The organism is Rahnella sp. ATs2 (assembly GCF_051851855.1).
Lineage (GTDB): Bacteria > Pseudomonadota > Gammaproteobacteria > Enterobacterales > Enterobacteriaceae > Rahnella > Rahnella variigena.
In genome coordinates this window covers 128,094-152,744 of sequence record NZ_JBLYPL010000007.1, presented here as the reverse complement: position 1 = coordinate 152,744, position 24,651 = coordinate 128,094, and the positions used below count along the sequence as shown (strand labels likewise).

Here is a 24,651-nt window from a genome sequence, read left to right as displayed (position 1 = left end):
AACAGGGTTACACGCCTAAACGATCGCGCAGCGAATAGTACGCCGCGCCGAGCATGGTAAACGGCACCTGGAAGTTGCGGCCACCGAAGAACGGCATGTGTGGCAGACGGGCGAACGCATCGAAACGTTCGGCGTCGCCGCGCAGCATTTCGGTGATCAGCTTCCCGGCCAGGTGCGTCAGCGTCACGCCGTGCCCGCTGTCTCCCTGCATGTAATAGATGTTGTTTTCCAGCCGGCCAAACTGCGGCAGGCGCGATAACGTCAGCAGGAAATTGCCGCCCCAGCGGTAATCTATCTTCACGCCTTTCAGCTGCGGGAACGTGCGGTTGAGCTTGGGCAAGATCACCGAATCGATATTCGGCGGATTTTTGCCGCCGTAGGTCACGCCGCCGCCGTACAACATGCGGTTGTCCGCGGTCAGGCGGAAATAATCGAGCAGGTAATTACAGTCTTCCACACAGTAATTGTTTGGCAAAAGCGATAACGCCATGTCATCCGACAGCGGTTCCGTCGCTACAATCTGCGAACCGCACGGCATGCTGAGACGCGTGAGGCGCGGCGCCAGCTGCTGACTGAGATAAGCGTTGCCCGCCAGAATCACATATTTGGCTTTTACCTGACCTTTCGCGGTATGCACTAATGCCGGTTCTCCGTGGTCAATACGTGTCACTGCCGAGCCTTCAAAAATACGTCCGCCATGACGGCGCACCGCTTCGGCCTCGCCCAGCACCAGATTCAGCGGGTGAAGATGACCGCCGTTTTTATCCAGCAGGCCGCCGACATAACGATCGGTGGCGATCTCGCGGCGCACGGCAGTTTCATCCAGCAGCCGCAGTTCGGTATGACCATAGCGATTCCACAACTTTTGCTGATCGCGCAATTTCGTCAGCTGGCGCGCACTGAGCGCGGCAAAAATACAGCCGGGGCGATAGTCGCAGTCGATGGCGTACTGGTCGATGCGCTGACGGATAATATTCGCGCCTTCAAACATCATGCTGCCGAGCATATCGGCGGTCTGACGTCCGTAACGTTCTTCAATCACATCTATATCGCGGCTGTAGGAATTAACGACCTGTCCGCCGTTTCGCCCGCTGGCACCCCAGCCGACGCGGGCGGCTTCGAGCACCACGACGTCGTAACCGGCTTCGCACAGATATAAAGCAGAAGAAATGCCGGTATAACCGGCACCGACAATACAGACATCGCACTCAATATTGTCAGTCAGTTCCGGCCACGGCGCATGGTTGTTGGCGGAGCTGGCATAATAGCTGTCGGTGTGGGGCACACCGGCAGCGCGGGGACTTCCTGTTTGAGCACTCATGGTGACATCCTTCTTTGGGTTCCCGTTGCCTCGCCCGGAGTCGATGACAACTAGAAGGTATTAGGGGTATGTGCGCTAACAATCCTGCAAATCCGCGTCGAAATATTACTAAAGCTGTGAGGGTTCGCGGTGTTAATGGCATAACTTTGCCCCGCACGCAGCGGGTAACTCTGACCGTTGACGGTTAAGATGATTTCTCCTTCTAACAGGGTGCCGACTTCCTCGCCCTGATGCTTGATCTTATCGCCGGTTGTGCTGCCGGGTTGATAGGTTTCCAGCAACATGGCGACGGTATGGTTCGGTGTGCCGTTGTGGACCATGCGCATGGACACGCCTCGGCTGCCGATTTCGATTAAATCCGCTGCATTAATCACGATCCGCGGCTCGCTGCTCTTATGTTCCTCGGCGAAAAATTCTGAAAGTGACAGCCCGTAAACCCGCAATAACTTTTGCAACGTACTGACGGCGGGGCTGACTTTGTCCTGTTCGATGGTGCTGATGGCGCTGTGGGTCAGGCCAGACAACTCGGCGGCTTTGCGTTGGGACATACCGAGTTGCTGGCGAATTTCAGAAAGCCGGCGACCAGGCGCCAGACTGACTTCGCTCATCCGTTTATTCCTCTCGTGCGCTCCGGGCCTGATGGCCTTTGCGACAGGCAGCGATAAAAGCCTCAAACAGCTGGCGGGATACGGGATCCGTCAGACTGTGCCATTCCGGATGCCATTGCACACCAAGGGCAAACGGATGATTGCGGACACTCACGGCTTCCACCAGATTGTCCGGTGCGCGTGCTTCCACGGTCAGTACGTCGCCCAGACGGTTGGCTCCCTGGCCGTGAAGGGAGTTCACCTGAAACTGCTGATAATCGGGTAACAATTCCGAAAGTAAGCCGCCGGGTTCGATATGCACCGGATGCACCAGCGCGTACTGCTCGTCGTGCGGCAAAGAGGTGTCTTCGCGGTGATCCATATAGCCCGGCACGTCCTGCACTTTACGGTGCAAACTGCCGCCGGTAGCAACCACCAGTTCCTGCAATCCCCGACAGGCGGCGAACAGCGGGATTTTCTTCTCCAGCGTCGCACGGATTAACTGCAAACTCAGGCGGTCGCGGCCGGGATCGGCCAGCTCCTCGACTCCTTCTTCACCGTACTGATGGGGCTCAATATTGCTGGGGCTGCCGGTGAGGAAGATGCCGTCCAGACCGCGCAGAATCTGGTCTATCGCGCCTTCGCGTGCTGCCAGTTCATGCGGAAGACAGACGGGAAGGGCATCGGCATTAAAGATGGCGTCCAGATATTTTTCATGGACAGTCAGGGCCGGATTTTCATCGACAGTGTTCTCACACATAACTACCCCAATGACCGGTCTGTAGCGCGTCTCTTTTCCCGTGGATGTCGTGGAAAATATATTGCCCATAATACCGCCTCGTTGAGTAGATGAATTTGCTGACAGCACGCGCCTCCCCGCACGAAACTGCTCAGAATATTGACCTGTTATTGACCAATTTAGCAGCGCTACGGTCGCTTTTCAAACGGATATGTTGCGAGAATGTAGGTGTTGCAAATAATTAATGTTAAGGCTAGGGTTATTCATATGGCCGTTATTTTGAGCACATTCGAGAGGATCGCGACAACATGAGCGCACTGCGTTGAACAGGGTAATGACCCGGTAAAGATAACCGGCTGGCATCATGGTGGTGCCTGATATGCCGGAAACCAGCAAATGGCGGAAAACCTATGCAAGCGACTGAACTGATGAACGAAATCAAGAAAGAGATTAGCGAACCCCTCGCTAAGCACGCTGAAGAGCGAAGTAGCGCGTTCCAGGATGAAGTAACTCAGTACCTGGAGCGTCACCCGCAAACCCTTCACGTCGACGTCCTGCTCACCGATCTCAATGGCTCCTTCCGCGGTAAACGCATTCCCGTCTCAGCACTCCGTAAACTCGAAAAAGGCTGTTATTTCCCGGCATCGGTTTTCGCCATGGACATTCTCGGTAATGTCGTGGAAGAAGCCGGATTAGGCCAGGAGCTGGGCGAACCCGACCGCACCTGTATCCCGGTGCCCGGCACCTTGACGCCCTCGGCTTCCGACCCTGAACATATCGGCCAGTTGCTTCTGACTATGCTTGACGAAGATGGCACTCCCTTTAACGTTGAACCACGCAATGTGCTGAACCATATCTGGCAAACATTGCGCCAGCGGGGCTTGTTCCCGGTGGTAGCGGTAGAGCTGGAGTTCTATCTGCTCGACAGGCAGCGCGATGCGGAAGGTTATATTCAGCCGCCGTGTACGCCGGGGACGCAGGAACGCAGCATGCATACTCAGGTTTATTCCGTCGATAATCTGGATCACTTTGCCGATGTGCTCAGTGACATTGACCGTCTGGCGCACATTCAGGGATTACCTGCGGATGGCGCGGTGGCGGAATCTTCTCCCGGCCAGTTCGAAATCAATCTGCACCACAGCGAAAATATTCTGCGCGCCTGCGATTACGCCCTGATGCTCAAACGTCTGGTGCGGCTGGTCGCGGAAAATCACGATATGGACGCCACTTTTATGGCGAAACCGTATGACGAATATGCGGGCAGCGGGATGCATATCCATCTCAGCGTGCTAGACGACAACGGCAAGAACCTGTTTGCCGGTGCCGGTGGCGAAGATTCTGAGCTGATGAAACGCTCTCTTGCCGGAATGATTGCTTTAATGCCAGCCTCGATGGCGGTATTAGCGCCAAACGTCAATGCTTTCCGCCGCTTCCAGCCGGGCATGTATGTGCCGACGCAGGCGTCGTGGGGCCATAATAACCGTACCGTTGCACTGCGTGTCCCTTGCGGCGGAACTGCCGATCACCGTGTCGAATACCGCGTGGCCGGTGCCGATGCCAACCCGTATTTAGTGGTCGCCACCGTGCTGGCGGGCATGTTGCATGGACTGGATAACGACTTGCCGTTGCCGGAACCGGTGACCGGTAACGGTCTGGAACAGGAAGGCATTCCGCTGCCAATCCGCCAGAGCGATGCACTGTATGATTTTGACGATCAGCCGGCTCTGAAAAAAATCCTAGGCGAGCGTTTCTCGCACGTTTATCACACCTGTAAATCGAACGAGTTGTTGCAGTTTGAGCGAAGGGTGACGGAAACGGAGATAGACTGGATGTTACGTAACGCTTAAGACAGTTAACGAATCCGCGCATCATGTTCATTGCTGGAAAAGAATTTGTAACTCAACGCCTCTGAATGTTGTCATTTATGCGTGATTTGTGCAAAATACGCCGCACTGCAGATAACCGACGCTTAAAGGCGCCGGTTATTTTTTTTATATATGCAGTACCCAAACTAATTCAACAGAGGCCGGACCCAGATCCGGATAGATAACAAGGTTCGTGTGCGATCCCAAATTAAAAACGGTCGCCACTATGAGGAAATGTAATATGGGGCAATACTTCAAACCTGTACCGGTGCCCGCCGGTACTACTTTCAGCTGCGGCCACATTCGCACAGCCTTCACCTCCGCGTTCAGCGACGTGAAGATCACTCCCCCGTTTACTGGTAATAACTCACGAAGTTTTCCCTGTACGTTGCTTTCAGAGGCGTTTAAGCGCCCGGTGTCTGCAATGCAGGGAGGGCTGAACCATGTCTGCTAATGCATCTGCCGCTCCGGCCACTCAGCGTGTACAACTGCGTAAAACCCTGACTCTGGTTCAGGTTGTGATGATGGGTCTTGCCTATCTGCAACCGATGACCATTTTCGATACGTTCGGCATTGTGTCCGGCCTGACCGATGGTCACGTCGCGACCGCGTATATTTTCGCGCTGATCGCCGTTCTGTTTACTGCCGTGAGCTACGGCAAACTGGTGCAACGTTTCCCGTCTGCCGGTTCTGCTTATACTTACGCGCAAAAAGCCATCAGCCCGCACGTCGGCTTTATGGTCGGCTGGTCATCACTGCTGGACTACCTGTTCATGCCGATGATCAACATCCTGCTGGCGAAAATTTACCTGGAAGCCATTTTCCCGGGCGTACCGTCATGGATATTCGTGGTGGCGCTGGTCGGCATGATGACCGCGTTCAACCTGCGCGGCATCAAGGTCGTTGCTAACCTGAACAGCATAATTGTTGTGGTGCAGGTGGCGATCATGGTGGTGTTCCTGGGTCTGTTAGTCCGTGGCGTTTACATGGGCGAGGGCATGGGCACGCTGGCGACCACCAAGCCATTCTTCAGTGAGAATGCGCACGTGGTGCCGATGATCACCGGGGCGACCATTCTGTGCTTCTCGTTCCTGGGCTTCGACGGTATCAGTTCGTTGTCAGAAGAAACGCCAAACGCGGGCAAAGTCATTCCGAAAGCGATTTTCCTGACCGCGCTGATTGGCGGCATCATCTTCGTGGTGGTGTCTTACTTCCTGCAACTGTACTTCCCGGACATCTCACGCTTTAAAGATCCGGACGCGTCACAGCCTGAAATCATGCTGTATGTGGCAGGTAAGTTCTTCCAGTCCGTCATTTTGTGCTTTAGCTGTGTGACCGTTCTGGCATCGGGTATGGCGGCGCACGCCGGTGTTTCCCGTCTGCTGTACGTGATGGGCCGTGATGGTGTGTTCCCGGAAAAACTGTTCGGTTATGTGCATCCGAAATGGCGTACCCCGACGTTCAACGTCCTGCTGGTCGGCGCTGTGGCGATGTCTGCGGTGACCTTTGATCTGGTGACGGCGACTGCGCTGATTAACTTTGGTGCGCTGGTGGCGTTCACCTTCGTGAACCTGTCGGTGATTTCACAGTTCTACATCCGTGAAAAACGTAACCGTACGCTGAAAGATCACATCAACTATCTGGTCTTACCGGTGATTGGTGCGCTGACCGTCGGTGCGCTGTGGCTGAACCTGGAATCGAGTTCGATGACATTAGGCTTAGTCTGGGGCGCGATTGGCTTTGGGTATCTGGCGTTTATCACTAATGCGTTTCGCAAGCAGCCACCGCAGATGAGCGGGGAGATTGCGCCGGAAGCTTGATTTGTTCCGCGTCCTTCCCTGCGAAGGGGAGGGTCGGGGTGAGGTATTAAAGCGAAATCAATGAGTTGAGGTTTTCTTTGACGTAGTGTTAGCCTTTAAAACCCCCTCCCAACCTCCCCCTTCGCAGGGGGAGGAGCAAACACACGACGCCTTAATCATACCGCTGTGGTTGAGTGAGTTAACTGCTTTGCTCCTCCCCCTTCGCAGGGGGAGGAGCAAACATACTACGGCTTAATCATACCGCTGCGGTTGTGTGAGTTAACTGCTCCCAACCTCCCCCTTCGCAGGGGGAGGAGCAAACACACGACGGCTTAATCATACCGCTGTGGTTGAGTGAGTTAACTGCTCTGCTCCCTCCCCTGCGAAGGGGAGGGCTGGGGTGGGGTATTAAAGCGAAATCAAGAAATTGAAACAGGCTTTGATATGGTGTTAGCCTTTTAAACCCCGCTCGCAGCCTCCCCTTTCGCATGGGGAATCCCCAAAAATTAACCCACCAGTTTCTTCCCATATTCAAACAGCGCCTTGAGAAGCGCCATCTTCTCAACATCCCCCTCATGCAAGTTATACAGCGCCTCAAGCTCTAACGCATAATTCTGAAAACGTTCGTCAGTGAGCTTCGTCTGCCGGTGCGCCATCCATCGCTTTTGCTCGGCATCCGTCAGCGTGGCAGGGTAGTTGCGCGCACGGAAACGGAACAACAGCGGCTCGATGCGGGAATCGTTAAAGGTCAGATCCAGTGCCGGAAGATTCTCCGGGCGGGTTTCCAGAATGATGCGCATCGCGGCGCGGTCGGCATCGCTGAAGAAACCATCATACAAACGGGCATCCACATCGTCAGACGGCGTAAATGGTTCGGCTTCGGCAAACATCGTGACCAATTTTTCGCGTACCTGCGGGTTCTGACGCAGCAGTTGCAGATTCTCGAGACAGCGCTGACGATCAATGCCCAGACGTTCGGCATTTTCCGGCAACAGCGTTTTTGCCGGTGCCAGCACCGGACATTTATTGATATGTACCAGCTTAATCGGCAGCGGAGATTGCCCGGCCTGTAACGCGTCGCGGCGGCTGTACAAACGCTCGCGCATTTCATCAGGATTGAGATCTAGCAGCGTCGACATATCACCGGCCAGATCGCACATGATCACAGCGTTCTTGTTTTCGGGATGCCATGCCAGCGGCGCGACCCACGCGGTATTACCGCGCGCGGCACCAAACATACCGGAAACATGCACCAGCGGTGCCATCGAGGGAATGTCGATCAGCGTATTCAGCTTATGCTTGCTGCGGTGTTCCAGCAGAAAACTGAACAAACGGGGCTGCGCCTGTTTCACCAGCTTCGCCATCGCAATCGTGGCGTACACGTCGGCCATCGCGTCGTGCGCATTCTCGTGTTCAATGCCGTTGGCTTTGGTCAGATGTTCGAGGCGGAAACTCGGGAAACCGTCATCATTTTCCGGCCAGTTGATGCCTTCAGGGCGCAGCGCATAACAGGCACGCATCACGTCCAGCAAATCCCAGCGGGAATTGCCGTTCTGCCAGCTGTAGGCATAAGGGTCGTAAAAGTTGCGATAAAGGATATTACGGCTGACTTCATCGTCGAAACGGATGTTGTTATATCCGACAATGCAGGTGCCCGGTACGCTGAAGGCTTTATGAATCTGCGCTGTGAACTCAGCTTCGATCACGCCGCGTTCCAGCGCGATTTGCGGGGTAATACCCGTGATCATCACCGCTTCCGGTTCCGGCAAATAATCATCAGAAGGGCGGCAATAAATCACCAGCGGTTCTTCAATGATATTGAAATCTTCGTCGGTTCTGACACCGGCAAACTGCGCCGGTCTGTCCAGCGCCGGATTCTTGCCGAAAGTCTCATAGTCATGAAAATAGAAGGTTTTTTGCGGTTTATCTGACATTAGTTAAGCAGGCCTTATTAAGTCGAAGGCACTTTACGCCAGCGTGATATTTCTGCGAGTCACGCGTGCAAAGCAAAGAGGAAATCACTGCCACAGAGAATACCATGGCTGAGGAAGATACTGAATGTTGGCAGGTAACGCGCGGTTCAGGGAACCTCAGAAGCCCGACGTTTCCAGCGCTGTGATGAGGGTTTCCGTGGTTATCTGATCAACGCGCTTGCCCGGTGACAAAATCTGGGTGGCTTTGTCATAATCCGGCCCCCACACAATATTGTTCTGATATCCCTGACCATACACTTTGTTGTTGTATAAACAGATAAGATTTTTATTATAAACCTTACACAAATGCACCACGGACGTGTCCGGGGAAATAACTAAGTCTGCGGCTTTAATCAGCGCGGCAGCATGCAGGAAAGAAGGTGATGAGAATTTAATTCCTGAAGCATTATCTATTTTTTCCAGCTGAGCCGGGGTGCCGATATACAGCACCGTATTTTGAGCGTCTTTCGCCAGATAAGTTGTTATTTCTGCCAGTTGAGCCGGTGACATATCGCGGGCTTGCTCGGTGGAGTATGGATTAATGACCACTAATTTTCCCGGACTCAGCGTGCTTAAAAATTGTGCGGTTGTGGCTTCAATCTCTGCCGGAATAGTCAGTGCATATTGCCACACGGAATCCGTGTAGCCCAGCGTATTAAGAACGGCTCTGTGACGCCAGCTGGTATGTTTATGCGGCTGATAGTAACCGATTGATATATCGTAAATCTTGTATTGGTTCTGGTTCAGCGTCAGTGCAATTTTCGGATTCAGCGCTTTAATGATTTTAAATCTGAGCGGGCTTAAATGGTTTTTATCATTGATATCAATCAGCAGGTCATAGGATTTAACCGGCATCTTTTTCAGGTCACTGGTTTTTTCAAAAACAATCACACTGTCGACCAGCGGGGAGTGCTCGAAAATAAATGCCGTTCTTTTTTCGCACAACATAGTGATGTTGTGCCCCTGCTGATGTAAGGCATTGACCAGGCCGCTCATGACAATCGCATCGCCAATACCAAACGCATTGCAGAGCATGACGATATTCATCTTCTCTGAGAAGGGTGCCGGTTCGCGACGTTTTATTTTATCGAGGAATAATAACTGGGCGTCGAGTTTGACTTTTTTCAGGAAAATATTCTTTTTCCTGTTTAAATGCCTGAGTTTTTTAAACGCCATTCCTTGAATTTCCTAATTTAAGCCAGATGAAAACATTTCATAACATATTATAACTGTCAGAATTATTTTCTGATTTTACCTAGGCGCAATCCGCCAAGTCAATCTTACCCCCAGGGCCTTTCACGTTTAACAGCATTCCCTTCCTCATTTTCCACTATCAATCGGCCAAAACCCTGACATAACCGGGGTGAATGCCTGTGGTAACTCGGCTAAACTACTGCCTACTTTGAATTCTAGCCTTCGGCAGGCCTAACGTGCGTCTCGACAAGAAAATTTCTCCGCTGGATAACGTCATTTACCGTAATTACCGCATTACTCACGGGCTGCGTATCGCCGTGGCGTTTTTGCTGACTTTTGTCATCGTGCGTCTGACTGAAATCCCCGAGGGCACCTGGCCGCTGATCACCATGGTCGTGGTGATGGGGCCGATTTCGTTTTGGGGAAACGTCGTTCAGCGCGTGCTTGAGCGTATCAGCGGAACCGTTCTAGGCTCGGCTTCAGGGCTGATTGCCTTATGGCTCGAACTGTATTCCTTTCCGCTGATGATGGTGTGGTGCGCTGTGGTGATGTTTGTCAGCGGCTATCTGACCCTCGGTAAACGCCCTTATATGGCGCTGCTGATTGGTATTACGCTGGCGGTGGTCTGTGGCGCAGGGCCGGGTGATATGAATACCGCGCTGTGGCGTTCGGGCGATGTGATTTTCGGATCCCTGCTGGCGCTGCTTTTCGCCAGTATTTATCCGCAGCGCGCGTTTATTCACTGGCGTATACAGATGGCCGATTACCTGATGTCGCTGAATAAACTGTACAGCGCGTGGTTGTCGCCAAACATGCTCGAACGTCCGCATCTGCACGGTAAAATGAAAACGTCTATGAGCCAGATGATCAAGATGCGTTCACTGTTCGCGCCTGCCAGCAAAGAATCACATATTCCGCGCGAAGTGTTTGACGCGATCCAGACGCTGAGTCGCAATCTGCTGTGTACGCTGGAACTGCTGGCCGACGCTTACTGGAGTTCACGCGAAAGCCACTTCCTGATGCTCAACGCCCGCACCTTGCGCAGTGCGCAGTTGCTGATGCTCAGCACGCTGGAAAAACTCAGTCTGATGCTGATGAACGGTACGAAAGGTGATGAGCTGACTATCAATCATCAGCTCAATGAATCTGCTGAAGAACTGAAAGCGCTGATGGCAGAAATGAATGCGGCAAATCATCTGGAAGCGCAGGTCTACGGTTATGTATGGCTGAGCGCGCAGGTGGCGGAACAACTGAAGTCTATGGGCGACCTCATCACCATGACGATGCAGAAAGAAGAAGCTCAAATAAACAGCGTTAAAACAACGAAAGCATGAAGGGATTTTTGTCTGTGGCCTAAAACGGGTAAGATGAAGCCATTGGACGATTATCTGAGCTCGCAGGCCAGTGTTTGCTACGCTACTCTTCAGGTGGCAAAACGGGTTGCGACAAGTCAGTCACTGAATCTGTGTAACTTAATCGAAGGTGTTAAAATGGACAATATCAATAAGCCGAGTTTCCAGGACGTTCTGGAGTTTGTGCGCATTTTCCGTCGTAAAAACAAATTACAACGCGAAATTGCTGACAACGAGAAGAAAATCCGTGACAACCAGAAACGTGTTCTGCTGCTCGACAACCTGAGCGATTACATCAAGCCAGGAATGAGCATCGACGAAATTCAGGCAATCATTGCCAGCATGCGCGGCGACTATGAAGATCGTGTAGATGATTACATCATCCGTAATGCAGACCTGTCGAAAGAACGTCGTGAAATGTCCAAAAAGCTGAAAGCGATGGGCGAAATCAAAGCCAACGAAACCAAGTGATTTCGTCGCTTCTCAAAGCAAAAACCGGGTCGATACCCGGTTTTTTTACGCCTGTCATTCAGGCTATTCTAAAACGCGCACCGGTTTACCGGCCAGAAACGCCTGGATATCTTCCACGGCTTCGGTGAAATACACCTGATAATTGCCATCGGAAACGTAGCCCAGATGCGGCGTCGCCAGCACGTTGGGTTGTGTTCTGAAAGGGTGGTCAGCGGGCAGCGGTTCGACATCAAACACATCCAGCCCGGCACCGGTAATTACACCGTTTTGCAACGCATCAAGCAGGGCGGGCTGATCAACAATCGCGGCGCGTGAGGTATTGATCAGCAGAGCGGAGGCTTTCATCTGCGCCAGTTCCTGCGCACCCAGCAAGTTGCGCGTGCGGTCGCCGAGCACCAGATGAATGGACACCACGTCGCTGGTTCGCAGCAACTCTTCTTTCGATGCGCATAACGTCACGCCATGTTCTGCGGCGCGTTCTGCCGTCAGGTTCTGGCTCCAGGCACAGACGTCCATGCCAAACGCTTTCGCTATCTGCGCCACTTTCTGACCAATTTTACCCAGCCCCAGCAGACCCAGTCGCTTGCCGCTCAGGCCAAAACCGACCGTACTTTGCCACGGACCGTTCTGGCGCAGCGCATTATTTTCTGTGACCAGATGCCGCGCCAGCCCGAGGATCAGTGCCCAGGTCAGCTCAACCGGCGCGGCCTGTCCGCTGCCTGTACCGCAAACGGTCACGCCATGCTTTTTTGCCGCTGCCAGATCTATGGAAGCATTGCGCATACCCGAGGTAATCAGGAGTTTCAGTTTGGGCAGACGGGCAAACAACGCCGCGGTGAACGGCGTCCTTTCGCGCATTATCACCACAATCTCAGCGTCTTTCAGCGATTCTGCCAGCGCGTTTTGATCAGTGATATGTTCTGTCAGTGCGCGGCATTCCACCTGCGGCGTCAGTGAGTGCCAGTCAGCCAGCGAAAGGGAAACGTTCTGGTAATCATCAAGAATGAGGCATTGCAGTGGCATGGGAATCCCTTATCTGAAAATAATGATAAAGAGATATAGCACTGAAACAGCCGGGACGTGAAGTGTCCCGGCCGGAGGTTATTGTCAGAAACTGTAATCGACAGCAGCGAAATATCTGCGGCCATCTTCGTTATAACTGTAGTCGTCGCGGTTGAGATCTTTATCGGTCAGATTCAGTACCCCGGCGCGTATTTTTACGGCTTTATTCACCGCATACGAACCGCCGGTGTTCCAGATGGTGTATCCGCCAGGCGTGGCGTTTCCGTCAGTGACGGTGCGGCTTTTGCCTTTATAGTTGGCGGAAAGATAGAAGCTCCAGGCATCCAGCGGTTTCCAGTCGAGCGTCGCATTGCTGGTATGGAATGGCAGTTCGGACAACGGTTTATTGCCGCCGTTACTCAGGTCGCGGGCGTCGTTGTAGGTGTAATTCAGCTTGAGGTTCAGCTGGTCGGTTAGCGGTAAACCAAGCTCGGTTTCCAGTCCGCGGATCCTTGCTTTATTCACGTTGTAATACTGGAAGATCGGATTGCCGCTGGCATCGAAACCAGCAAAGTTCTGATAGGTCGGTGCCAGACTGCGGTTGGCGGTACGGATAACCGTGATCATGTCGTCGATGTCATTCTGGAACACCGTCGCACTGGCGGTGACGTCTTCCAGCAAACCTTCCTGACCGGCGTAATACAGGCCGAATTCCACGCTTTCGCTGGTTTCTGCTTTCAGATCCTTACTGCCGACCACGTTACAACTTCCGCGGCAGGAGGCGCTTTGCCAGTCCGGGCTGAGCTGTAACAGAGAGGGCGCTTTGAAGGCCGATGCCCAGCCACCTTTCATCGTCACGGTGTCGGTGGCGTTATAGACCAGATAGGCCCGCGGGCTCCAGTTGACGCCGTAGTTTTCATGGTCATCCATGCGCACGCCGCCGGTCAGCGCCAGATTTTCGAACATCCGCCACTCATCTTCCAGGAACAGCGCGTACTGATTAGCCTGCGTGCTGCCGCCATTTTTCATGTTCACGCCGTCTTCCAGTTTGTCGTTGCGGTATTCGCCGCCAAACGTCAGGAACTGGTTGTAATCGCCGAGCGGGATCACGACTTTGCCGTCGAGGGAGTTGTTTTTCGAGGTGATGGTTTCGGCGTTTTTGTTCTCAATGTTTTCACCGTAGAAACGCAGTTCGGTATTCGCTAAGCCCCAGCGACCATTATGGCCGAGCGAGTAGTTTTCGCGTTCGATTCGGTTTTTATCCAGCGTGTCGGAATCGCGGTCCTGACGATCCATCCCGTAACCGAAGGTGATGTCCTGATCTTCATCCGGCGTCAGCGAGAATTCGACGTTGGCGTTGCGCGACGTGTAACCTTCGATACGCGGCTGACCGGTGCTGCCGCTGGCGGAACTTGCCTGATCTTTCTCGCGTTTACCGAGCGCGCCGTAAACTTTCACGCCCAGTAAATCGTCAACCAGCGGGCCGCTGGCGAAGAAGTTACCGTTACCGCTGTCGCCGCGATCGCGGTGTTCCTGAACGGTGGTGTCGGCGCTCAGCGTGCCGTGCCACTTTGTGCCGACTTTGCGGGTGATGATGTTGACCACGCCGCCGAGCGCGTCAGAGCCATATAAGGAAGACATCGGCCCGCGCACCACTTCGATGCGTTCAATAGATTCAGCGGGGATCCAGCTCAGATCGAAATCGTTATGGCGGAAAACCGCGTTGCGCGAGTTGACTCGTTTGCCATCAACCAGAATCAGGGTATAGCCGCTGCCCAGCCCGCGGATGCTGACGCCCTGACGGTTATCACTTTCATTGGTGATTTGCACGCCGGGGACATCTTTCAGCACGTCTTTGAGGTTTTGTACCGGTTTCTTTTGCAGATCTTCGCGGGTGATCACGCTGATACTGGCGGGGGCATCTTTAAGATTTTGTTCGATGGAGGAGGCCGTCACCACCATCTGATCTTCTTTTTCTTTCACTTCGCTGGCGTCTTCCGCCATCACCGGCATCGCGGCAGCAATCAGTTGTGCGAGCAGTCCGGCTTTAACCGCCGGTGTAAATTTAACCTTAGCCATTTCTTCTCTCCGTGAGATAAAAAGCCCCGGCAGCCCGGGGCAGCGTCCCTTTTACTCTGTCCAGTAAGTGCCGGTCGGTTCGACGGCGAGGAACTGTTTATAAAGTTGTTTTTGAGTTTGCTGCGGGTTGAGATCGGCAAACTTCTGCGGGTAAAACGCTTTGGCGAAGACCTGCACGGCCAGCACGTTATACGGGGAATTGTAATAGTTGTGCCAGATGCCAAAACTGCGGCCATCTTCGACAGCTTTCAGGGTACTGATGCCTTTACGCGCCAGCAGCGGTTTCAGACTGGCGCTCGCCTGTTCCGGCGTGGTCTGCGCGCCCAGCACTAAACCGGCGGGTTGCGGATCGCCAGCTTTTGCTGGTTTACCGCCACCGCTGACCAGATACACATCAGGCTGCGAAGCGATGACTTTTTCCAGATTCACCTGACCGAGAGGACCCGGCAGCAGAGGTTTGGCGATATTCACGCCGCCCGCCTGATCGATAAAATCACCCATATTTCCGTTACCGGCTGAGCGGCAGCATTCATCTGCCGTCGAAGCGCGCAGTTCGATAAACACCTTGGGTTTATCCTGCTCAGGAATGTCTTTGGTCACATCGGTGACGCGTTTGATGTTGTCCTGATAGAAACGGATATAGTCCTGCGCCTGTTGCTCGCGGTTCAGCACTTTGCCCAGCAGTTCCATACTCGGCAGGGTGTTTTTCAGCGGAGAGGTACGGAAATCCACAAACACCACCGGCACACCGGCTTTCTGAAGCTGGTTCACCAGCTCACTTTCTTTGCCCGGTCCGTGGCCTGATAAACCAAAGATCGCCAGCTGCGGGTTCAGCGTCAGCACTTTTTCCGGACTGATGCTGTCAGCGCTGGTATTACCAATCAGCGGAATTTTGTCGATTTGCGGGAATTTCGCCTGATAGGTGGCGTAGGTTTGCGGGTCAAGCTTACGGAAATCTCCCTGCCAGCCGACAATGCGGTCGAAAGGTTTCTGGCCTTCGAGCAGGGAAAGGGCGAAGAACAACCGGCCTTCTCCGAGCACAACGCGCTGAACATCATCCGGCACAGTCACCGTGCGCCCGGCAATATCTGTCACGGTGACAGCCTGCGCCGTAACGCTTATCACACCGAGCGTAAGCCCGGCTAATCCACCCGCCATTCGTTTACCGCACAGCGTAGTGAAAAGATTATGCTGAAAATTCATCTTCTTCCGATTCCTTTACGTTTCCCTGAAGAGGCGCTAACAATAAAAGAAACGATAACGATTATCAATGCGGTTTACATTTGGAGGGGGAAGAGCAAAACCGCCCGGCAGGGGCGGTCCTGAGCTTCCTGAACGTGGAATGAAAAAAATTAATGCAGATGTGAAAGGCTGGGCGCGCTGATGCGCAGACCATCTTCGCTGAAGACCATGCAACGTTTGGCATCAAACCAGGTGGTCAGACTTTGATAAGGGTTGAAGGCCATGTCGCCCGGCAGCAGCATTTTAAAACCGTCGGTGCCGTAACACTGACCGAACAGATAGGTGCTGTTGCCCAGCCGCTCAACCACTTCGCAGTTAAATTCCAGCATGTTTTCCGTTTCCTGCGACAGCAGATGTTCAGGACGAATGCCGAGCGTGACTTTTTCGCCTGCGGCCAGTTCACGGGTGCTCAGCGCCAGTGACAGGGTTTTCTCCGGCGTCAGTCGCACGTCAAGCCGCTCCGGCTGCCAGCTGATGACTTCGGCTGGCAGGAAATTCATCTTCGGTGAGCCGATAAATCCGGCCACAAACTGATTTACCGGGTTGTAGTAAAGATCCATCGGTGCGCCCATCTGTTCGACTTTGCCGTAGTTCATCACCACGATTTTATCGGCCAGCGTCATGGCTTCGGTCTGATCGTGCGTCACGTAGACCATGGTGGTTTTCAGTTCCTGATGCAGCTTGGATATGTGTAAACGCATATCCACACGCAGTTCGGCATCGAGGTTAGACAGCGGTTCATCGAACATGAACACCTGAGGATTACGCACGATAGCCCGACCGATGGCGGTGCGCTGGCGCTGACCACCGGAAAGCTGTTTCGGTTTTCTGTCCAGCAGATGAGAAAGCTGCAAGGTTTTGGCGACCATCTCAACCTGATGGCGGATTTCGTCTTTCGGCACGCCGTTCACTTTCAAACCGTAACCCATGTTTTCAGCAATCGTCATGTGCGGATACAGCGCGTAGGACTGAAACACCATCGCCACGCCGCGCCGTGAAGGATCGACGTCATTGACCCGCTGCTCACCAATGTAAACGTCTCCTTCCGTAATATCTTCCAGTCCGGCAATCATGCGCAGCAGGGTGGATTTCCCGCACCCCGACGGCCCGACGAAAACGGTGAATTCGCCGTCCTCAATATCAATGTTGATGCCATGCAACGTCACTGTTTTATCGAAACGTTTGACCACATTTTTAAGTCTGATGCTGGACATGTTTGACCTCATAAAGAATTCATACCGCTGATATTTCGGACTATAACCACCTTGTGTAAACGTTTGCACAAGCGGGTTCGAATTTTGGAGAGAAGATCACACAATGCGCATCTTTTTGTAGTGATTTATGGCTTGTAAGTTTAACGTATAACATAGTTTTTATGACGGCATTAACCATCAATTAATCAGGTTATAACAGGTTTTTAATGTTGATGATGGATTTGATGTCGCTGAGTATCCTACAAAAATGTTATACCTTCACATTCAGGAGCAACAATGAAAATTACACACCTTACTGCCCTGGTACTGATGTCATTAAGTCTCAGCAGTCAGGCCGTCCGGGCAGCAGAGGGACAATTACTTGTCTGGGAAGATATTAAGAAATCTTCCGGTATTTCAGACGCGGTGAAAGATTTTGAAAAAGAGAACAACGTCAAAGTCGTTGTGCAGGAAACGCCTTATGCACAACAAACGGAGAAATTACGTCTGGATGGTCCGGCGGGAATCGGCCCCGACGTGGTGGTCATTCCCAATGACCAGGTAGGCACGGCGGTGGTGCAGGGATTACTGGCACCGCTGACCCTTGATAAAGCATTTACCGACAGCTTTACGCCATCGGCGATTAACGCATTTCAGCTGAAAGGCCAGACCTACGGCGTGCCGAAAGCGGTGGAAACCCTGGTGCTGATTTACAACAAAGATTTGCTGCCACAGGCTCCGGCAACGCTCGACGAGTATTACACCTTCTCCAAAGAAGAGCGGGCGAAAGGTAAATACGGCCTGCTGGCCAAGTTTGACGAAGTGTATTACGCCTACGGCGCAATGGCTTCCATGGGCGGCTATATCTTCGGTAAGGATGCCAAAGGCGAAATCAACGTTGAAGATATCGGCCTGAACAAGCCGGGCAGTGTCGAAGCCATTACCTACCTGAAAAAATTCTATGCCGACGGATTATTCCCGGCGGGGATTGTCGGTGATAACGGCCTGAACGCCATCGATTCGCTGTTTACTGAGAAGAAAGCGGCCGCGGTGATCACCGGCCCGTGGGCGTTCCAGCCGTATGAAGCGGCAGGCATTAACTACGGCGTGAAAGCGTTGCCGCTGTTGCCGAACGGCAAACCGATGAGTTCATTCCTCGGCGTAAAAGGTTATGCGGTTTCGACCTACAGCAAGCAAAAACCGCTGGCCGAGAAATTCATCACCTTCATCAACCAGCCGAAATACGCCAAGGTGCGTTACGAAGTGACCAAGGAAATCCCGGCACTGACGGCGCTGGTTAACGATCCGATGATTAAAAACGATGAAAAAGCCAACGCGGTAGCCGAGCAGTCAACCCGCGCCACGGCGATGCCGGGTGTACCCGAAATGCAGGAAGTCTGGGGCCCGGCTAACAACGGTATCCAGCTGGGAGTGACCGGCAAACAGCCGGTTGACGCCGCCCTGAACGACGCGGTGAAAAATATCCAGATGCAAATCGAGGCAGCGAAAGCCAGCAACGAGTAATCCGTTAAACGCAATTATTTCGGTTAAACACCCGTACTTCTGAAAGGAGGGCGTGAATTCACGCCCTCACCAGTGAAAGGAACATCTTTGTGTCTATGCGTCTTCATGAGGAAAACCAGGCGCCACTCTCCGCCAGTCACCATGCACCGGTGGCGCTGGCTGTGGCGCTGATCCCCGGTTTTGGGCAGTTCTATAACCGGCAATGGGCCAAGGGAATACTGTTTTTTATCATTCTTATTTGTTTCGCCGGCGTGTTCTATGATTTCCTGCGTCAGGGATTATGGGGTTTATATACGCTGGGCGAAGAAGTGCCGCGTGATAATTCGATATTCCTGTTAGCCAAAGGCATTATCAGCGTATTGATTGGTGCGTTCGGCGTGGGCTTTTATTACTGGAGTCTGCGCGACGCCTGGGCAAACGGCAAACGTCGCGATCAGGGGTTGGAATTACCCAGCGTGCGCAAGCAATATCATTTACTGCTGCGTGAAGGTTTTCCGTATTTAATGATTACGCCGGGCTTTATTTTGCTGGTGTTTGTGGTGGTCTTCCCGATTATATTCGGTTTCTCGATTGCGTTTACCAATTACAATTTGTATCACACGCCACCGGCTAAATTAGTCGACTGGGTGGGGTTCAAAAACTTTATCAATATCTTCACGCTGAATATCTGGCGTTCGACATTGCTGGACGTCTTGCAATGGACGGTGGTCTGGACGGTGCTGGCGACCACGCTGCAATGTACGGTTGGCGTGATGCTGGCAATTCTGGTCAATCAGAAAGATTTGCGTTTCAAGGCGCTGATCCGCACCGTACTGATTTTGCCGTGGGCGGTACCGGGCTTTGTCACTATTCTGGTGTTTGCCGGTATGTTCAATGACTCGTTTGGTGTGATTAACAACGGCATTCTGGCCGCTTTAGGTATTGAGCCGAAAGCCTGGCTGACGGATCCGTTCTGGACCAAAACCGCGCTGATCATGATGCAGACCTGGCTGGGTTTCCCGTTTGTATTTGCGATGACCACCGGCGTATTGCAGGCCATTCCCAACGATTTATATGAAGCGGCGACCATGGACGGGGCAAGTACCTGGAAGAAACTGAAAACCATTACGCTGCCGCTGGTCTTATATTCCATTGCGCCAATTATTATCACGCAATACACCTTCAACTTTAATAACTTCAATATTATCTATCTGTTTAATAACGGTGGCCCGGCAGTGGCCGGTTCTAACGCAGGCGGAACGGATATTCTGGTGTCCTGGATATATAAACTCACCATGTCATCTTCGCAATACGCCATAGCCGCGACCATTACGATTTTGCTGTCGATATTTGTGGTCGGTATTGCGTTGTGGCAATTCCGCTCAACCAATTCCTTTAAACAAGATGATATGGCGTAACCGGGAGAAGGGCATGAGTAAGAACAGCAGTATTAAAAGAAACCGGTTTATTCGCCTGGGGCTGAGTTATTTCCTGTTGCTGATTGTGGCGGTGATCATTATTTATCCGCTGATCTGGACCGTCGGCGCCTCGCTGAATGCCGGTAACAGTCTGCTTAGCACATCAATTATTCCGGAGAACGTTTCTTTCCAGCATTACAAAGACCTGTTTAACGGCGAAGTTAATTACGTTGGCTGGTACTGGAACTCGATGAAAATCAGCTTCCTGACCATGATCCTGACGCTGATTTGCGTCAGCTTCACCGCCTATTCCTTCTCGCGCTTTCGCTTTAAAGGCCGTAAAGACGGGCTGATGCTGTTCCTGTTATTGCAGATGATCCCGCAGTTTTCGGCGCTGATCGCCATCTTTGTGCTGGCACAGTTGCTCGGTCTGATTAACAGCCATCTGGCACTGGTGCTGATCTACGTCGGCGGCATGATCCCGATGAACACCTATCTGATGAAAGGCTATCTGGACGCGATTCCGAAAGATCTGGATGAATCAGCGCGGATGGACGGCGCGGGTAATTTCCGCATTTTCATCGAAATCATCATGCCGCTATCGAAACCGATACTGGCGGTGATCGCGCTGTTTTCCTTCACCGGACCGCTGGGTGATTTCATTCTTTCCAGCACCATTTTACGCACACCGGATAAGTACACCTTACCGATTGGCCTGTACAACCTGGTCGCGCAAAAAATGGGTGCCAACTACACCATGTACGCCGCGGGTGCGGTGCTGATCGCCGTGCCGGTCGCCATTTTCTATCTCGCCTTACAAAAATACTTCGTTTCCGGCCTGACGGCTGGCAGTACAAAAGGATAATCCGATGACTTTCTTTTCTGAGAAGATTTTCAAAAAAAACGCAATGGCCTGCGTGCTGCTGGCGATGTCATTTTCAACAGTGGCACAGGATGTGGTAATTAAAAAGGTCGCCAACGTCCCGGCAGATTTTATCAAAGGCGCTGATATCTCGACGCTGATTGATGTGGAAAAACACGGCGGTAAGTTCTTCGATCAGAACCATAAACAGACCGATGCGATGGTGATCCTCAGACAAAACGGGTTCAACTACGTGCGCCTGCGCTTGTGGGTGGATCCACAAGACGCGCAGGGGCATCCGTACGGCGGCGGCAATAACGATCTGGCCACCACGCTGGAGCTGGCGAAACGTGCCAAAGCGCAGGGCTTTAAAATCCTGCTCGATTTCCATTACAGCGATTTCTGGACCGATCCGGGTAAGCAGTTCAAGCCGAAAAGCTGGGAAAAAATGGATTATCCGCAGCTGAAAACCACTATTCACGATTACAGCCGCGAGGTGATTGCTAAATTCCGCGAGCAGGGCACCGTGCCGGATATGGTGCAGGTCGGCAATGAAATGAACGGCGGGATTTTATGGCCGGAGGGCAAAAGCTGGGGCGCGGGCGGTGGTGAGTTTGATCGTCTGGCTGGTTTGCTGAACGCCGCAATTGCCGGTGTCCGTGCTGATGAAAAAAATCCTTCTGATATCAAAATCATGCTGCATCTGGCTGAAGGCACCAAGAACGATACTTTTCGCTGGTGGTTCGATGAAATCAATCAGCGCAAGGTGCCTTATGACGTCATCGGCCTGTCGTTTTACACCTACTGGAATGGCCCGATTTCCGCCTTACAGGCCAACATGGACGACATCAGCAAACGCTACAACAAAGACGTAATCGTCGTCGAAGTGGCCTACGGTTACACCACCAAAAACTGCGACGCCGCTGAAAACAGCTTCACCGAAAAAGAAGCTAAAGACGGCGGCTATCCTGCCACGGTTCAGGGGCAGGCCGATTTCCTCAGCGACATGATCAAAAGCCTGGTCGCCGTGCCGGATCATCGCGGCAAAGGGTTGTTCTACTGGGAACCGACCTGGATCGCCGTTGACGGCGCAGGCTGGGCGACACCTGCCGGTATGACCTATATCAACGACCACTGGAAAGAGGGCAATGCCCGCGAAAATCAGGCGTTGTTCAGCTGTGACGGTCAGGTTCTTCCTTCCATCAACGTCTTCCATTAATCCCTTTTTCCCCGGCTTCATTGGCCGGGGAGTTTAACTTTCTTAAAGTTCCTAAGGACCCAAGCATGACGAAATTTCCTCTTCTGAGCAGTAAGATTTCCGGGCTGTTGCATGGCGCGGATTACAACCCGGAACAGTGGCTGGAAAGCCCTGATGTCCTGATCCGCGATGTCGAAATGATGAAAGAGGCTCGCTGTAATGTCATGTCTGTCGGGATTTTCAGCTGGTCGGCGCTGGAACCTGAAGAAGGCCATTTCACCTTTGGCTGGATGGATCAGGTGCTGGACAGGTTGCATGAAAACGGTATCTCGGTATTTCTCGCCACGCCAAGCGGTGCGCGGCCTGCATGGATGTCGCAAAAATACCCTGAAGTCCTGCGCGTGGGACGCGACCGCGTAAAAGCGCTGCACGGCGGACGTCACAATCACTGCATGAGTTCGCCGGTGTATGCCGAAAAAGTGCAGCTGATGAACAGCGCGCTGGCGAAGCGTTACGCCCATCATCCGGCGGTGATCGGCTGGCATATTTCCAACGAATACGGCGGCGAGTGTCATTGCAACCACTGTCAGGGACGTTTTCGTGACTGGCTGAAAGCCCGTTACGTCACGCTCGATGCGCTGAATAAAGCCTGGTGGAGCACCTTCTGGAGCCACACCTATACCGACTGGGCGCAGATTGAATCGCCGTCGCCGCAGGGCGAAAGCGGCGTTCACGGCCTGAATCTCGACTGGCGCCGTTTTAACACCGATCAGGTCACGCGTTTTTGCAGCGAGGAAATCCGCCCGCTGAAAGCGGAGAACCCCGCGTTACCGGCAACCACTAATTTCATGGAATATTTCTACGATTACGATTACTGGAAACTTGCCAGCGTGCTGGATTTCATCTCGTGGGACAGCTATCCGATGTGGCACACCCGCAAAGACGATATCGGTCTGGCGGCGTATACCGCGATGTATCACGACCTGATGCGCACGCTGAAACAGGGTCAGCCGTTTGTACTGATGGAATCCACGCCGAGCTTCACCAACTGGCAGCCGGTCAGCAAACTGAAAAAGCCGGGTATGCATATTCTGTCTTCTTTGCAGGCGGTCGCTCACGGTTCGGATTCGGTGCAGTATTTCCAGTGGCGTAAAAGCCGCGGTTCTTCTGAGAAATTCCACGGCGCGGTTGTCGATCACGTCGGACACATTAATACCCGCGTTGGGCGCGAAGTGTCGGAACTGGGCGGAATTTTATCCGCGCTGGCACCGGTAGCGGGCAGCCGCGTGGAAGCGAAAGTAGCGATTATTTTCGACTGGGAAAGCCGCTGGGCGATGGACGATTCCCTCGGTCCGCGCAATCAGGGGCTGGAATATGAAAACACTGTCGCCGGACATTATCGTGCGCTGTGGGCGCAGGGCATTGCGGTGGATGTGATCAACGCCGACTGCGAATTAAGTGGCTACGACCTGGTGATCGCGCCGATGCTGTATATGGTGCGTGCAGGCGTCGGCGAGCGGATCACCGCATTCGTGCAGGCCGGTGGACGCTTCGTCGCGACCTACTGGAGCGGCATCGTTAACGAAAGCGATTTGTGTTTCCTCAGCGGATTCCCGGGGCCATTGCGTCCGGTGCTCGGTATCTGGTCGGAAGAAATCGACAGCCTGACCGACGACCAGCACAACAGTGTCAGCGGCGTCGAAGGCAATGCGCTCGGGTTAAACGGTCCTTACCGCGCCAGCGAATTGTGTGAAGTGATCCACCTGGAGGGCGCGGCTACGCTGGCGACTTACGGTGATGATTTCTATGCCGGCACGCCAGCCGTGACGGTGAATTTGTTTGGCAAAGGGCAGGCATATTATCTGGCCTCCCGAAACGATCAGACATTCCACGCAGATTTTTACACCGCGCTGGCGCAGGAAATGAACTTGCCACGGGCGCTGGAGGCAACGCTGCCGGAAGGGATGACGGCGGCGCGTCGTACGGATGGTGAAAGTGAATTTATCTTCCTGCAAAACTATGCGGCGCAGAGCCAGACAATCACGTTAACCGCGGATTACAGCGACATGATTCACGGTGGCACTTTACCGCGCAAACTGACGCTTCCGGCATTTGGTTATCAGATCCTGACGCGCCGTTTACCAGCCATTTCTTAACCCGTTATTTTTAATACCGACGTGCAATCAGGTTTCCCGGTTGCACGTTTTTTTTCATTCCTGAAAGAGAGTGTTGATCATGGTAAATATTAAAGACTTTATGCATGTATTCTCTGCGAAGAATAAAACCCCGGAAAATGAAGTGCCGCCATCCACTGACGTAGCGTTATTAATTGATGCACTCGGCGGTCGCGATAATATCGTTAATGTTGATGCCTGTATTACCCGCCTGCGCGTAACGGTAAAAGAACTCAAGCGCGTAAATTCCGGTGCTATCCAGCAAACCGGCGCGATTGGCGTGGTGATTATCGGTCAGGAAGTACATGCGATATTTGGCAAACAGTCCGACAGCCTGAAAAAATTAATGACTGAGAAGTTTGGCTTAAAAAGTAATTAACTCTGTTATTTAAATAACGCCAAAAATAAAGGCAGCCCGACACAAGGCTGCCTTTATTGTTTCTGCTTTTAATAAAATATAATAATGATGCTGCTGTGCGGAGAAAAAACGTAACGATCCCCTACAAGAGAAATTAAGTTTTTATCTGTCGCTTTATCACAATGAGGATATTTTTTTGTACAATATTACTTCACATTTCCAAAATTATTGGAGTTGTAGCCAGGCGGCAAGTGAACGAATCCCGATGAGCTGACTCATGTCAGTGATTCGGGTGAGTAAACGCAGCCAACGCAGCAACAG

At 52.7% G+C, this 24,651-nt stretch carries 19 protein-coding genes; 10 read left to right on the top strand and 9 right to left on the bottom strand.

The features are described 5' to 3' along the window. Positions 1 to 7: 7 nt before the first annotated feature. Genes ACJY2G_RS09170 through puuD form a run of 3 tightly spaced genes read right to left on the bottom strand, consistent with a single transcriptional unit; the run spans position 8 to position 2,737 of the window. Entirely contained in the window at positions 8 to 1,321 is a 1,314-nt protein-coding gene (locus tag ACJY2G_RS09170) for an NAD(P)/FAD-dependent oxidoreductase (RefSeq protein WP_112291937.1), read from the bottom strand. Positions 1,322 to 1,371: 50 nt separating this feature from the next. Continuing rightward, positions 1,372 to 1,929, bottom strand: coding sequence for an HTH-type transcriptional regulator PuuR (gene puuR / locus ACJY2G_RS09165; RefSeq protein WP_120161304.1), 558 nt, complete (start codon positions 1,927 to 1,929; stop codon positions 1,372 to 1,374). Between the two features lie 4 nt (positions 1,930 to 1,933). Beyond that, the gene (puuD, locus tag ACJY2G_RS09160; RefSeq protein ID WP_120161306.1) at positions 1,934 to 2,737 is read right to left on the bottom strand and encodes a gamma-glutamyl-gamma-aminobutyrate hydrolase; all 804 of its coding nucleotides are present in this window, start codon (positions 2,735 to 2,737) and stop codon (positions 1,934 to 1,936) included. 338 nt (positions 2,738 to 3,075) lie between these two features. Between puuD and ACJY2G_RS09155 the strand changes: the two genes are divergently transcribed. Continuing rightward, a complete protein-coding gene (locus ACJY2G_RS09155; RefSeq protein WP_129639393.1) occupies positions 3,076 to 4,494 on the top strand; it encodes a glutamine synthetase family protein in 1,419 nt (472 codons plus the stop codon). Positions 4,495 to 4,955: 461 nt separating this feature from the next. Beyond that, positions 4,956 to 6,332, top strand: a complete 1,377-nt coding sequence (locus ACJY2G_RS09150) for an APC family permease (RefSeq protein ID WP_120161309.1) — start codon at positions 4,956 to 4,958, stop codon at positions 6,330 to 6,332. A 485-nt stretch (positions 6,333 to 6,817) separates the two neighbouring features. On the opposite strand, the gene sbcB is transcribed toward ACJY2G_RS09150, so the two are convergent. Together sbcB and ACJY2G_RS09140 are read right to left on the bottom strand one after the other, a co-directional pair. Beyond that, the gene (gene sbcB / locus ACJY2G_RS09145) at positions 6,818 to 8,245 is read right to left on the bottom strand and encodes an exodeoxyribonuclease I (RefSeq protein ID WP_430319172.1); all 1,428 of its coding nucleotides are present in this window, start codon (positions 8,243 to 8,245) and stop codon (positions 6,818 to 6,820) included. Between the two features lie 156 nt (positions 8,246 to 8,401). Further along, complete coding sequence (locus ACJY2G_RS09140) at positions 8,402 to 9,460, bottom strand: glycosyltransferase family 9 protein (protein WP_430319171.1); 1,059 nt, start codon at positions 9,458 to 9,460, stop codon at positions 8,402 to 8,404. 254 nt (positions 9,461 to 9,714) lie between these two features. Here ACJY2G_RS09140 and ACJY2G_RS09135 point away from each other — a divergent pair, with 254 nt between their 5' ends. Beyond that, complete coding sequence (locus ACJY2G_RS09135; RefSeq protein ID WP_112291615.1) at positions 9,715 to 10,812, top strand: FUSC family protein; 1,098 nt, start codon at positions 9,715 to 9,717, stop codon at positions 10,810 to 10,812. Between the two features lie 156 nt (positions 10,813 to 10,968). Further along, complete coding sequence (locus tag ACJY2G_RS09130) at positions 10,969 to 11,301, top strand: DUF496 family protein (protein WP_013574907.1); 333 nt, start codon at positions 10,969 to 10,971, stop codon at positions 11,299 to 11,301. 63 nt (positions 11,302 to 11,364) lie between these two features. Here ACJY2G_RS09130 and ACJY2G_RS09125 read toward each other — a convergent pair whose 3' ends face one another. From ACJY2G_RS09125 to ACJY2G_RS09110, 4 genes are all read right to left on the bottom strand, one after another. Beyond that, positions 11,365 to 12,324, bottom strand: a complete 960-nt coding sequence (locus tag ACJY2G_RS09125) for a D-2-hydroxyacid dehydrogenase family protein (RefSeq protein WP_430319170.1) — start codon at positions 12,322 to 12,324, stop codon at positions 11,365 to 11,367. A gap of 84 nt (positions 12,325 to 12,408) precedes the next feature. Further along, entirely contained in the window at positions 12,409 to 14,382 is a 1,974-nt protein-coding gene (cirA, locus tag ACJY2G_RS09120) for a catecholate siderophore receptor CirA (RefSeq protein WP_430319169.1), read from the bottom strand. Positions 14,383 to 14,433: 51 nt separating this feature from the next. Continuing rightward, the gene (locus ACJY2G_RS09115) at positions 14,434 to 15,540 is read right to left on the bottom strand and encodes an ABC transporter substrate-binding protein (protein ID WP_120161463.1); all 1,107 of its coding nucleotides are present in this window, start codon (positions 15,538 to 15,540) and stop codon (positions 14,434 to 14,436) included. Positions 15,541 to 15,734: 194 nt separating this feature from the next. Beyond that, positions 15,735 to 16,838 (bottom strand): ABC transporter ATP-binding protein, encoded by a 1,104-nt coding sequence (locus ACJY2G_RS09110; RefSeq protein WP_430319168.1) that lies wholly within the window; start codon positions 16,836 to 16,838, stop codon positions 15,735 to 15,737. Positions 16,839 to 17,114: 276 nt separating this feature from the next. Here ACJY2G_RS09110 and ACJY2G_RS09105 point away from each other — a divergent pair, with 276 nt between their 5' ends. From ACJY2G_RS09105 to ACJY2G_RS09080, 6 genes are all read left to right on the top strand, one after another. Continuing rightward, complete coding sequence (locus tag ACJY2G_RS09105; RefSeq protein WP_430319167.1) at positions 17,115 to 18,341, top strand: extracellular solute-binding protein; 1,227 nt, start codon at positions 17,115 to 17,117, stop codon at positions 18,339 to 18,341. Between the two features lie 95 nt (positions 18,342 to 18,436). Continuing rightward, positions 18,437 to 19,738, top strand: a complete 1,302-nt coding sequence (locus ACJY2G_RS09100; RefSeq protein ID WP_132965653.1) for a carbohydrate ABC transporter permease — start codon at positions 18,437 to 18,439, stop codon at positions 19,736 to 19,738. A gap of 13 nt (positions 19,739 to 19,751) precedes the next feature. Next, positions 19,752 to 20,603: a sugar ABC transporter permease gene (locus ACJY2G_RS09095; protein WP_013574912.1), complete on the top strand. Its 852-nt coding sequence runs from the start codon at positions 19,752 to 19,754 to the stop codon at positions 20,601 to 20,603. A 64-nt stretch (positions 20,604 to 20,667) separates the two neighbouring features. Then, entirely contained in the window at positions 20,668 to 21,819 is a 1,152-nt protein-coding gene (locus tag ACJY2G_RS09090; protein WP_430319309.1) for a glycoside hydrolase family 53 protein, read from the top strand. 65 nt (positions 21,820 to 21,884) lie between these two features. Continuing rightward, positions 21,885 to 23,954 carry a beta-galactosidase gene (locus ACJY2G_RS09085; RefSeq protein ID WP_430319166.1) on the top strand — a complete coding sequence of 690 codons (2,070 nt, stop codon included), beginning with the start codon at positions 21,885 to 21,887 and terminating at the stop codon, positions 23,952 to 23,954. Between the two features lie 79 nt (positions 23,955 to 24,033). Then, positions 24,034 to 24,351 carry a glucose PTS transporter subunit EIIB gene (locus ACJY2G_RS09080; RefSeq protein ID WP_112289867.1) on the top strand — a complete coding sequence of 106 codons (318 nt, stop codon included), beginning with the start codon at positions 24,034 to 24,036 and terminating at the stop codon, positions 24,349 to 24,351. Positions 24,352 to 24,651: the final 300 nt, after the last annotated feature.